Raw genomic sequence first — 12,031 nt, forward strand, 5'->3', positions numbered from 1 at the left:
CCACGGCGCCTCGTCGTGGTCGAGCGTTCGCCGGCGTTCGTCCAGCATCTGCGGCGGCGCTTTCCGGGTATCTCGATCGTGTCGGGCGACGCGCGGCAGCTCGAGCGGCTGCTGCCGCCCGATGCGCGCGTCGACGCGATCGTGTCGTGCCTGCCGCTGCGCACGCTGCCGCGGCAGGACGTGACGGCCATCGTCGATCAATGCCATCGCGTGCTGTCGGCCGACGGCGTGATGATCCAGTTCACGTACGACCTGCGGCCGCCCGGCCGTCATCCGCTGGGCGATTCGGCATTTGTTGCCTGCGGCAGCCGGATCGTCTGGGCAAACATACCGCCTGCGCGCATCGTGACCGTGCGCGGCATCACCGCCGAACACGCGGAATGACGCCGCCGCGCGGGGCGCCCGACCGTGGCGCCTCGCCGTTTCCTTTCATCAATCCTTCTAACCCTTCCAATTAGCATTCATATTGCCGTCACATCAGGTTCCTACCATCGCCTTTCATTTCGAAAGCAACAATGGCGGGGGGAACCGGCAACATGAATCGAATCAAACTGGCGGCGCTGCTGTGTGCGGGCGCCTTTGCACTGGCCGGATGCGGTAGCGACGACGGCCCGACCAGCAGCACGTCGCCCGCGCCCGTGCAGGCGGCCGCGCGCAACGTGATCTTTTTCCTCGGCGACGGCATGGGGATCACGACGATGACGGCCGCGCGTATCTATGCGGTCGGTGAAGACGGCGCGCTGACGATCGACACGCTGCCCGAAACCGCGTTCGTGAAGACTTATTCCAACGATGCGCAGGTGACGGACAGCGCGCCGTCGATGTCGGCGTACATGACCGGCGTGAAGACCAACAACGAAGTGATTTCGATGTCGCCCGACACGAAGGCGATCGAGCCGACCGCGAGCCTCACGGGCAACTGCGGCGCGAACAACGGCAAATCGGCAACGACACTGCTCGAGATCGCGAAGGCGCAGGGGCTGGCCACCGGTGTCGTGACGACCACGCGCGTCACGCACGCGACGCCGGCCGCGACGTATGCGCACGTGTGCCATCGCGACGCCGAGAACGACATCGCCGCGCAGCTCGTGCCGGGCGGCGCGGGCTACAACGGCGCGCTGGGCGACGGCGTCGACGTCGTGCTCGGCGGCGGCACGCAATTCTTCGTGCCGAAGGACGGCGGCGGCAAGCGCACCGACGGGCGCAACCTGGTCAACGAGCTGAAGGCGAAGGGCTATGCGTTCGCGCAGAACCGCGACGACCTGTTGGCCGCGGATGCGACGAAGGGCGGCAAGCTGGTCGGCCTGTTCTCGTCGAGCCACATGAGCTACGACCTCGATCGCGGCGCGACCAAGGAGCCGAGCCTCACCGACATGGCGACGCGCGCGCTCGACGTGCTGCAGAAGAACCCGAACGGCTATTTCCTGATGGTCGAAGGCGGCCGGATCGACCACGCGCTGCACGACACCAATGCGAAGCGCGCGCTGCAGGACACGGTCGCGTTCGACAACGCGATCAAGGCCACGATCGACAAGGTGCGCAAGACCGATCCCGACCTGAAGAACACGCTGATCGTCGTCACGGCCGACCACGACCACACGCTGGTGCTGAACGGCTATGCGGCGCGCACCGGCAAGACCGAGGCGGGCAAGCCCGGCGTGCTGGGCGTGCTGCGCAGCTACCAGACGGGTGCGGTCGCGAAGGACGCGGACGGCGCGCCGTACACGATCATCGGCTTCGGCAACGGCGAGAACCGCGTGCAGGGCAGCCGCGCGGGCACCGCGCTCACCGATGCGGTGACGGGCGCCGACGACTATCGCCAGGAGGCAGTCGTGCGCATGGACAAGGGCAACGAGACGCACGGCGGCACCGATGTGTTCCTCGGTGCGATCGGCCGCGGCGCGGATGCGTTCCACGGCGTGATCGAGAACAACAAGGTGTTCGAGCTGGTGCGCAACGCGGTGCAGCTGTGAGCGCCGACCATACGGGTACAGGGGAATACAGGATGTCGACCATCAAGTGCATCGCGGCGGCGCTGGCCGTCGCGGGTTTCGCGTGCGGCGCGGCGCAGGCCGCCGGCCAGGCGAAGAACGTGATTTTCTTTCTCGGCGACGGCATGGGGCCGACGACCGTGACGGCGAGCCGGATCTACAAGGTCGGTGAGTCGGGGCAACTGACGATGGAGAAGCTGGCTCGCACCGCGCGCGTCAAGACCTTCTCGAACGACGCGCAGACGACCGACAGCGCGCCGTCGATGGCCGCGTACATGACCGGCGTGAAGATGAACAACGAAGTGCTGTCGATGTCGTCCGACACGCGCGCGGTCGCGCCGGGCAGCGACGCCAACGGCAACAAGACCGTCAACAACTGCGCGCCGGGCAACGGCCAGCCGGTCGCGACGCTTCTGGAACTCGCGAAGGCACGCGGCAAGGCTGTCGGCTCGATCACGACGACCGAACTCACGCACGCGACGCCGGCCGCGACCTACTCGCACATCTGCCATCGCGATGCGCAGTACGACATCGCCGCGCAGGCGGCGCCGGGCGGCGCAGGCTACAACGCGGCGTTGGGCGACGGCGTCGACGTGCTGATGGGCGGCGGCCGCAATCACTGGACGCCGTTCGATCCGGTGGCCAACAAGCGCGGCCGCGCGGACGGGCGCAACCTGCTCAACGAGATGAAGGCGAAGGGCTACACCGTCGTCGCGACCAAGGACCAGCTCGCGCAGGCCGGCAACGGCAAGCTGATCGGCCTGTTCAGTTCGACGAGCCATCTCGAATACGAACTCGATCGCGCGGCCGGCAAGGGTGAAGGGCCGTCGCAGCCGAGCCTCGCCGAGATGACGTCGAAGGCGATCGACGTGCTGTCGAAGAATTCGAACGGCTACTTCCTGATGGTCGAGGGCGGCCGGATCGATCACGCGCTGCACGGCACCAACGCGAAGCGCGCGCTCGAAGACACGGTGGCATTCGACGAAGCGATCCGCGTCGCGCTGTCGAAGGTCGACCTGTCGAACACGCTGATCGTCGTGACGGCCGACCACGACCACACGATGACGATCAACGGCTATTCGAAGCGCGGCAACCCGATCCTCGACATCAGCCGCAACTATCGCGACGGCCAGCCGAGCAAGGACGCCGACGGCAATACCTACACGACGCTGGTGTTCGGCAACGGCGCGAACCGGCCGAACGTGCGCGCGTCGGTCGATTCGGCCACGGCGACGAATGAGGCGTACCTGCAGGAAGTCGGCGTGCGGATGGGCAGCGCGGGCTCGGAGACGCACGGCGGCGGCGACGTGATGCTGTTCGCCGACGGCGCGGACGCGAAGGCGTTCAAGGGCACGATCGACAACACGAAGGTGTTCGGTCTCGTGCGCTCGGCGTTCGGTTTCTGATCCGTTGACATCATGAGGAACGGGAACGCCCGATGAAACGTCAGCTTCTCTGTGCGCTCGCTTGCGGGTGGGTTGCGCTACCGGCCCTTGCAGCGGCCGATTTCGACGCCGTGCTGCTGCACGAGAGCCGCACGGTGTCGGCCGACGGCGTGACACGCACGACGCTGTATCGCGAACGGATGGTGCGGCGCGACGGGCACGTGTGGGTCGAGCGTGTGCTGCCCGTCGCGGTGGCGGGTAGCCACGACGACGATCACGACCATGACCACGACGCGGGCGGTGCGCGTGAGAAACCGCCGCGCGCCGGCGTGCAGCCGGCCGCCGCGCATGCCGGCCACAAGCACTTCAACTTCCAGGCGGCCGCGCGGCACGTGACGTCCGACGGCAAGACGACGCGCATCGAGTATGTGGATGCGGCGAACCGGACGGTCGTCAGCGTGCCGCCGGCCGAGTACGAAACCACGGGCTTCGACGGCTCGTGGGACAACGCGTACTACGTCACGCCGCCGTCGCAGTTGAAGCGGCTCGCGGTGGCGAAGCGTGGCGACGCGCCCGGCACGCGCTGGTACGAGCAGGCGGTCGACACGCCCGGCGCGCGCGGCGTGAACCGGATCCTGTGGAGCGAGAAGTGGCAGGCGCCGCTGTCGGTCGAGTACCGGAGCGCCGACGGCCGCGTCGTGCGCAAGCTGACGCTTACGCCGACGCCGGCCGCGCGGCGGGAGACGTTGCCGTGGCAGACGCTCGCCAGCTATACGCGCAAGGAATACGCGGATTATCTCGACTGATCGACGATTTCGACCATCTGTACGCGGGGCTTGCGGTCAGGCCGGCCGGTATCGTCAAGCGATACGGCCGGGCCCTGGCCGATTTTCTATTTCTTCTCGTGGCGCCGCGGCAGCGATCGCCGATGCGGGCTAGGAGCGCGCGCCGTCCGGCACGCGCGCGGAAGGCCGCGACGCGACCCGCTTGATGAAGCGGTCGAGCGGTGTCGCATAGCCGCGCCCGATCGCCGCGCTCAGCGCCGCCGACAACGCCAGATACGCGATCAGCAACAGCAGCTTCGTGTCGCCATGCGTGGCCGACGGCGGCCAGAACGTGCGCAGCCCGCCGAGCACGATCAGGTGGAACAGGTACAGCTCGTAGCTCAGCTTGCCGGCCCGGCACAACGGCGCGAGCAGGCGGCCCTGCACGCGTTCGCCGTTGACGTGCGCGCCGATCAGCAGCACGGCCGTGCCGAGTGCCATCGCGGTGACGCCGGCGACGTGGCTTTCCGCGATCGGCCAGGCCAGATAGAGCGCGGCCATCGCCGCCGCGACGGGCCACTGCACAAGGGGCGCGGCCAGCCGCTGCCAGCTTGCGCGCTCGGCCAGCAGCGCGGTGCAACAGCCGATCGCGATCCCGTCGAACGACGCGAAGTACGCATAGAGGAACCCGCCTTCTTCGCCGGCGTGCGTGAAGCGGTACACGGGCCCGATCGCGGCGATGACCACCCAGAACGCGACCAGCCGCGCATCGCGGCGCAACGCGACGCACAGCAGCGGGAACGACAGGTAGAACACCTCTTCGACCGACAGCGACCACAGCACGCCGAGCGCGTAGTTGACCCACCCGTAGGCACCGATCAGCACGTTCATCCAGAACGTCAGCGACGCGAGATTCACGAGCCAGAACGACACGGCGATGCCCTCCGGCGCATGGTTCTGGAAGATCGGCACGCCGGCCGCCGCGAGCCCGTTGACGAGCGCGAGCAGCAGGAGCAGGCACGGGACGATGCGCGCGACGCGCGACACGTAGAACGCGCGCAGGTCGACCGCGCCGAGGTGGCCCCAGCGGCGCCGCGCATTCGACGTGATCAGGTAGCCGGAGATCACGAAGAACATCGTCACGCCGTAGTTGCCGTTGCGTGCCACCGCGTGCACCGCATCCCAGCCGACCATGCGCGCAAGCGACGTGTCGCGCAGCGAGTAAGGAATGTTGAAGTGATGCAGCAGGACCAGCAGGATCGACACACCGCGCAGCAGGTCGATCCGCGCGTTGCGCGGGCCGGCGCTCATTGCGGCCTGCCCGTTTCGGCGAGGGCAGGCAGCGCGTCGAGGAACGCGTCGCGCGAGCGCATGCCGGCTCCCGGCTGCTGCTGGTGGTCGTCCTGGATCAGGTTCGCGAACACCACCGTGCGCGGCCCCTTGGTCGCCCAGCCGACGAACCATCCATACGCATGCTTGCCGTCGTACTTGAGGCCCGGCGAGCCGGTGCCCGTCTTGCCGTGCACGATCCAGCCGCCCGGCTGCGCGTCGAGCAGCGTGATGCGTTCGGTCATGTCGTACGCGTGCGCGCTGACGGGCAGCGTGCGGTTCACGATCTTCCGCATGAAGCCGACCTGTTCGAGCGGCGAGATCTGCAGCGACGAGTTGGCCCACGCACCCATCACGCCGCTCAGCTCGCCCTGCTTGCTGGTGACGTCCGCGTTGCCATAGCCGAATGCGTTCGTGTATTGCTGGAAGCGTGCCTGACCGAGTGCCTGCGCGACCTGCTCCGAATACCAGAAGATCGACAGCTTCATCCAGCGCGCCGGATCGGTCGGCTCGCGCCATGGCGCGCCGCCCCAGTCGGGGTAGCCGGCATGGAAGTCGAGCGTTGGCGTGTGCTCGTCCTTCAGGACGCCGGCGTCGTAGCCCATCAGGCTGATCGCCACCTTGAACGTCGACGCCGACGTCACGCGCGTCGTGCAGTCGCCTTGCTGCACGAGCACCTGGCCGGTGGCGGCGTCGGCGACGACGGTGCAGATCGGGCGGGCTTGGGAAGACGCGGCGGCCAGAAGGCCGGCGGCGAAGGTGAACAGCGCGCGGCGCCAGTGTTTCAAGTGACACTCCTCGGGGATGTGCGACCTGCGCGCGGTGCGGGCGGAAGGCGGCAGGTCGTGCGCAATGAAGGCGACGGCCGGCATCGAGGATCGAATGGATGGCGTCCGTTGCGAAGGTGCACAGTGTATCGACGGATGGCCGTCCGTTGACCTGTCACGGTTGACGGGGCGCGCGCGTTTTCTAACGGGGCTTGCCGCATCGACCCTGTCACGCACGGCCGCGCCCATGAAAAAGCCCGCCGGCAGGCTTGCGCTTGCGGGCGGGCAAAGACATTTCGGGCCGACCGGCGCGGGTGTCGCGTGAAGAACGGAGCACCGGGTTGCGTCAGAACTTGTGGCGCAGCGCGACGTGCACGGCGACCTGGTTCGACGTCGACGACGGCGCGTCGGTAACGGGGATGAATGCGTTGTCGAGGATCGAGTTTGTTTTGTCGCCGGCGATGTGCTGGTACGTGGCCTGCGAGTAAACGTCGGTGCGCTTCGACAGGTTGTAGTCGGCCACCGGCCCGGCCGAATGGATCTTCGGCTTCGCATTGCCGGTCGACGCGTCGTACTTCTCGAGCGACAGCACGTACTGCCAGAGGGATCCGAAAAAAGCGTCAATGGCCGCTAGATGGCGCCGTAGACAACCGGGACGACCCCATGCCGATGTCACTCATTCCTGCTTCCTCACGTCGATTCGGTGCCGACCGTCGCGGTCCATTCGGCAGGCGAGCGACCCATGAAAAACTGGTTTCGCCACGTCGCAATGCCAAGATTGACCGAGCGGACGCTCATCACGTTGACGCGATCCTGTTTTCGCAGCCAGGCCGACGCGGAAAGCGCTGCGTGCGCGACAGCGGTCGCCCCGGCCTTGTTCAGCAGTGTCGGCGTGCTCGCGAGCACGGTGATGGTGGCGATCGCTTCCGGCATCTGGCCCGCCGGACCGCTCACCCGCATGTTGCTGATCCAGACGCCGCTCTGGATCACGCCCGGAACGGTGGAGGTCGCACGCTGGATCTGACGGATATCGGCCATGCGATCGTCATCGATCAACCGCGTTGCCGCAAAACGACTGCCGGCGAACATAAGCAGGCCAAGGACGGCCAGGATCGCCCAGTGCTTGCGGCCAACCGGCGCGGCATGCTCGACGGGGGCCGCGACACGCACGACCCGGCTGGCGGTGAGCAGATCCTGTACGGACTGTCGGCTCGGCCGGTTGAAAACCAGCAGATACAGCAATGCCAGGCACCAGAAGAACACGACCGCGCCGTTTGCGGTGGCGAGCCATTCCATGCCCGGATCGCGAAGCGCGGGCAGGTCGATAAAGCCGATGCCGCCGAGTATCAGCGGAATGGCGATCAGCGCGTACCGTGCCCAGGCACGAACGTACCCGGGACCGGATTCGTCAGGGGCGGTGCTATCGGCAACACGGATCTTCATCACCCGCTTGCCGAGCGACTGGTGCCGATGCCCGCCCTCGAGCAGGCCAAAGTAGATGGAGCCGATCAGGAAGCCGATCAGCCTTCCCCATTCGCCAATCGTCGAAAGGGCATCGAAGAACAGGATCGCGATCGCCAGCCCGATCAGCCCGAGCAGGATTGAATCGATCGAAAAGGCGGCGGTTCGTCGCCAGAAGCCGGCGGCGCCATGTGATTTTGGGTCTTCATTGCGCTCCATTGCCGTCGCCCCCGATGCGTTATGTTCGTCGAGCCGTTTGAGCTCTTTGCGGCGCGCGGCCGCAGGATTGGATAGGCCGATACCGATACGATCGTGACAGGCAGATCATATCGACCGGCTTGACGCAAAATTGCAAACTATTGTGAGCAATGCGCAAGCGCGAACGGGCTTCATGCCGCCTGCGGCTGATCGGCGATCGACCCGAACGCGGCGAGGCGTGCACTGCCCGACGGGCAGCGCAAGCGCGGCGAGCGTATCAGCCGGGCGCGGGATCGAGACGGGCCCCAGCGGACATGCAAGGCTGGAAACGATTGTCGGGGATTTTCGTGCGGCCGTCGAACGCGTGTGTCCGGTTCGACGCGGTAGCCGCTGTTTCGCATGCGCGCCGCCAGTTGGCGATGAACCATGAAAAAGCCCGCCGGCAGGCTTGCGCTTGCGGGCGGGCAAAGACACCTCGGGCCGACCGGCGCGGGTGTCGCGTGAAGAACGGAGAACCGGGTTGCGTCAGAACTTGTGGCGCAGCGCGACGCGCACGGCGACCTGGTTCGACGTCGACGACGGCGCGTCGGTGCCGGGGATGAACGCGTTGTCGAGGATCGAGTTCGTCTTGTCGCCGGCGATGTGCTGGTACGCGGCCTGCACGTACACGTCGGTGCGCTTCGACAGGTTGTAGTCGGCCATCAGCCCGGCCGAATGGATCTTCGGCTTCGCGTTGCCGGTCGACGCGTCGTACTTCTCGAGCGACAGCACGTACTGCGCGCCGACCATGAACGCCGGCGTGATCTGGTACGAGCCGTTCAGCTCGAAGTTCTGGTACTTGATCGCGCTGACCGTCGCGCCCGGTGCAATGATCGCGCCCGGGTTGCCGAGGTAGCCGTTGCCGGTCGGGTTCTTGTAGTTCGAGTTCGTGTACGCGAAGCCGACCGTCGCCTGGCCGAACGTGTAGTTGATGCCCGCGCCGAACACGCGCATGCGCTCGGCGATGTAGCTCGCGTCGTTCGCGGTGATCGCGCCGGCCGAGCCGTCGCCCGGGCGGTTCGCCTGCAGGTACGCGGCGCCGATCAGCAGGCCGTTGTTCTGGTACTGCGCGCCGAAGCTGTACGCGCGGTTGTCCGAGAAGTTCGTGCTGTTGCTGAAGCTGTACGCGCCGCCGAACTGGAAGCCGCCGAAGTTCGGGCTCGCGTACTTCACCGTGTTGTCGAGGCGGAACGAGTTGTCGGTGTTGTCGTTGTCGAACGGGTGCGCGAGCAGGTAGCCGCCCCAGTTGCCGTTCGCCGTGGTCGGCGCGAGATAGTCGACGACGGAGTCGTACTGGCGGCCGAACGTCAGCGTGCCGTACTGCGTCTGGCTCAGGCCGACGTACGCCTGGCGGCCGAACATGCGGCCGCCCTGGTTGAGCCGGCCGGTGTTCACGTCGAAGCCGTTTTCGAGCTGGAAGATCGCCTTCATGCCGCCGCCAAGATCCTCGCTGCCCTTCAGGCCCCAGCGGCTGCCCTGCGCGTAGCCGCTCGCCATTTCGTAGACGTGTCCGGTGCCGACGTTGTTCGTGTAGTTCAGGCCTTCGTCGATCACGCCGTACAGCGTGACGCTGCTTTGCGCGAACACGGGGGCTGCGAAGGTTGCCGTTACGGCGAGCGCCGTCAGGGTCTTTTTCATTGAGAGATCTCCGGGATATCCAGCTTGTATCGGTTGTCGTGAGCGCGTCCGGCGAGGCGCGCCCCGTCATCCGGGGCGACCCGGTGCAGCGCGTACGGCGCCGGGTCGCGCAAGGCGCGGCGACCGGCAGCGTCGGGTCGTGTCTCCTCCGATGACTCCGCGCATTCTTCCCAAGCCGAAAAGGAATCGAAAGCGAGTAATTTCGATGGATGGGATCGGGTTCGCCAATGGGGGCGCGACAGGCCGTTTCGACAGCCGAAACGGGGGGCATGGCGCGGCGGCTCGACGCCGGTCGCGCAACGGCCGAACGGGGGGCGACACAGCGCGCGCGGGGCCGTGCTGGGGCTCGCGATATCGGCCGAGAGGCCCGTCCGGCGGGCCTGACAGGGTGCGCAGGGATCGATTGGCGCCGCCGATTGCAATGATCGGAATTACTCGTTTCCCTAAACATATTGGCGGCTGAAACATGCAGACTGACCGGACGTGACTGGATTCGCGATTCGCCGGTCGCCGCGCATGCCGCGACGCACAAACAACAGATTCGATTTGGAGACGACCCACCATGCAGATTCGACGACTGAAAACGGTCCTTCTCGCCGCCGCGGCGATCCTGTCCGCGCCCGCCGCCCACGCGGCCGGCGGCGCGTGTGCCGACGGCAAGACGGTCCATTTCGCGGGCATCACGTGGGAGAGCGGGTCGTTCGCGACGGAAGTGCTGCGTCAGATCATGGAGAAGGGCTACGGCTGCAAGACGGACGTCGTACCGGGCAGCACGGCCGCCACCGAAACGGCGCTCGCGCGCAACGACCTGCAGATCTGGGCCGAGCAGTGGACGGGCCGCAGCGAGATCACCGCGAAGGCCGTGTCGTCAGGCGCCGTGAAGCTGATCGGCGACACGCTGCCGGGCGGCACGACGGAAGGCTGGTTCGTGCCCGACTACGTGGTGAAGGGCGATCCGGCGCGCAATATCAAGCCGGTCGCGCCGGGGCTCGTGTCGGTCGACGATCTGCCGAAGTACAAGCAGGTGTTCGCCGACGAGGAGGAACCGGACAAGGGCCGCTTCCTGAACTGCCCGACGGGCTGGGATTGCGAGCGCGTGAACACGCGCCTCTTGCGCGTGCTGAAGCTCGACCAGTCGTATACGAACTTCCACCCGGGCACCGGTGCGGCGCTCGACGCGGCGATCGCGTCCGCGTACCAGCGCGGCGCGCCGATCGTGTTCTATTACTGGGGCCCGGCCGCGCTGATGGCGAAATACAAGTTCACCGCGCTGAAGATGCCGGCCTATAACGAAGCATGCTGGAAGACGTTGCGCGACGAGAGCAGCACGCACCAGTGCGCGTCGTCGTACATGGTGTCGCGGCTGACGGTCGGCGTGTCGAAGCCGTTCGCCGATGCGAACCCCGATCTCGTCGGTGTATTCGGCAAGGTGCGTTTTCCGATGGACTTCCTGAACCAGACGATCCTCGAGATGACGACGAAGAAGATCGATGGCGCGGCGATGGCCACGCAGTTCCTGAAGACCCGCCAGGACATGTGGAAGCAGTGGGTGCCGGCCGACGTCGCGCAGAAGATCGCAGGCAGCCTGAAGGGCGCGTAACCAGCGCGCGGCGGCGGGCCCGCGCCTGCCGCCGCCGTCACGCGCCTTCGCGGCGCGACGGAGAACGGACATGAACGGCTTCTTTCTGCACCTGTCGATCGCCGACTGGGTGAACAGCGCGCTCGAGACATTCGTCGCGCAATACGGCGACAGCTTCCATCATTTCAGCATACTGGTGCTGCGCTACCTGCTCGTGCCGCTCGAAGGCGCGCTGCGTGTCGCACCGCCGTGGCTCGTGCTGCTGGTCGTCGGCGCGATCGCGTGGAATGCGACGCGCCGCATCGGCCTCGGCGTGCTCTTCATGCTGCTGCTCTACGCGATCGGCTGCTTCGGCCTGTGGGACAAGCTGATGCAGACGCTCGCGCTGATGCTCGTCGCGACGGTGCTGTCGGTCGCGATCGGCGTGCCCCTCGGCATCCTCGCATCGCGCAGCGCGTGGCTGCGCCGGATGCTGCTGCCCGTGCTCGACGTGATGCAGACGCTGCCGAGCTTCGTGTACCTGATCCCGGTGCTGATGCTGTTCGGGCTCGGCAAGGTGCCCGCGATCCTCGCGACGATCATCTACGCGCTGCCGCCGCTGATCCGCCTGACCGATCTCGGCATCCGCCAGGTCGATCCGGACGTGACGGAAGCCGCGCGTGCGTTCGGCACGACGCGCTGGCAACTGCTGGTCAACGTGCAGTTGCCGCTCGCGCGGCCGAGCATCATGGCCGGTATCAACCAGACGACGATGATGGCGCTGTCGATGGTCGTGATCGCGTCGATGATCGGCTCGCGCGGGCTCGGCGAGGACGTGCTCGCGGGCATCCAGACGCTCGACGTCGGCAAGGGCACGCAGGCCGGCCTCGCGATCGTGATC

General features: G+C 66.9%; 10 protein-coding genes and 1 pseudogene. 6 read left to right on the top strand and 5 right to left on the bottom strand.

The window, feature by feature from the left end:
• From JYJ84_RS16795 to JYJ84_RS16810, 4 genes are all read left to right on the top strand, one after another.
• Positions 1-384 (top strand): class I SAM-dependent methyltransferase (locus JYJ84_RS16795; RefSeq protein WP_205189299.1); only part of this gene is annotated, 384 nt, incomplete at its 5' end.
• Between the two features lie 152 nt (positions 385-536).
• Complete coding sequence (locus tag JYJ84_RS16800; protein ID WP_122948632.1) at positions 537-1,973, top strand: alkaline phosphatase; 1,437 nt, start codon at positions 537-539, stop codon at positions 1,971-1,973.
• A 32-nt stretch (positions 1,974-2,005) separates the two neighbouring features.
• Positions 2,006-3,397: an alkaline phosphatase gene (locus tag JYJ84_RS16805; RefSeq protein WP_175218981.1), complete on the top strand. Its 1,392-nt coding sequence runs from the start codon at positions 2,006-2,008 to the stop codon at positions 3,395-3,397.
• Positions 3,398-3,429: 32 nt separating this feature from the next.
• Complete coding sequence (locus JYJ84_RS16810) at positions 3,430-4,182, top strand: hypothetical protein (RefSeq protein WP_174956753.1); 753 nt, start codon at positions 3,430-3,432, stop codon at positions 4,180-4,182.
• Between the two features lie 129 nt (positions 4,183-4,311).
• Here JYJ84_RS16810 and JYJ84_RS16815 read toward each other — a convergent pair whose 3' ends face one another.
• The 5 genes and pseudogenes from JYJ84_RS16815 to JYJ84_RS16835 all read right to left on the bottom strand — a co-directional run bounded on the left by JYJ84_RS16815 (position 4,312) and on the right by JYJ84_RS16835 (position 9,572).
• Complete coding sequence (locus JYJ84_RS16815; RefSeq protein WP_175218983.1) at positions 4,312-5,451, bottom strand: acyltransferase; 1,140 nt, start codon at positions 5,449-5,451, stop codon at positions 4,312-4,314.
• A complete protein-coding gene (gene blaOXA, locus JYJ84_RS16820; protein WP_175218985.1) occupies positions 5,448-6,257 on the bottom strand; it encodes an OXA-1043 family class D beta-lactamase in 810 nt (269 codons plus the stop codon). The genes JYJ84_RS16815 and blaOXA overlap by 4 nt, the downstream gene beginning before the upstream one ends.
• 325 nt (positions 6,258-6,582) lie before the next feature.
• A pseudogene (locus JYJ84_RS16825) lies at positions 6,583-6,834 on the bottom strand (porin); the annotation flags it as partial.
• Positions 6,835-6,926: 92 nt separating this feature from the next.
• Positions 6,927-7,916: an RDD family protein gene (locus JYJ84_RS16830; RefSeq protein WP_122948637.1), complete on the bottom strand. Its 990-nt coding sequence runs from the start codon at positions 7,914-7,916 to the stop codon at positions 6,927-6,929.
• A 504-nt stretch (positions 7,917-8,420) separates the two neighbouring features.
• On the bottom strand, positions 8,421-9,572 hold the full coding sequence (locus tag JYJ84_RS16835; protein ID WP_122948638.1) for a porin: 1,152 nt from the start codon (positions 9,570-9,572) through the stop codon (positions 8,421-8,423).
• 562 nt (positions 9,573-10,134) lie between these two features.
• On the opposite strand from JYJ84_RS16835, the gene JYJ84_RS16840 reads away from it, so the two are divergent.
• Entirely contained in the window at positions 10,135-11,172 is a 1,038-nt protein-coding gene (locus JYJ84_RS16840; protein WP_011356435.1) for an ABC transporter substrate-binding protein, read from the top strand.
• 70 nt (positions 11,173-11,242) lie between these two features.
• The coding region (locus JYJ84_RS16845) for a proline/glycine betaine ABC transporter permease (protein WP_205189300.1) at positions 11,243-12,031 on the top strand (789 nt) is incomplete at its 3' end.

The sequence above is a fragment of the Burkholderia sp. LMG 13014 genome (assembly GCF_905232215.1).
GTDB lineage: Bacteria > Pseudomonadota > Gammaproteobacteria > Burkholderiales > Burkholderiaceae > Burkholderia.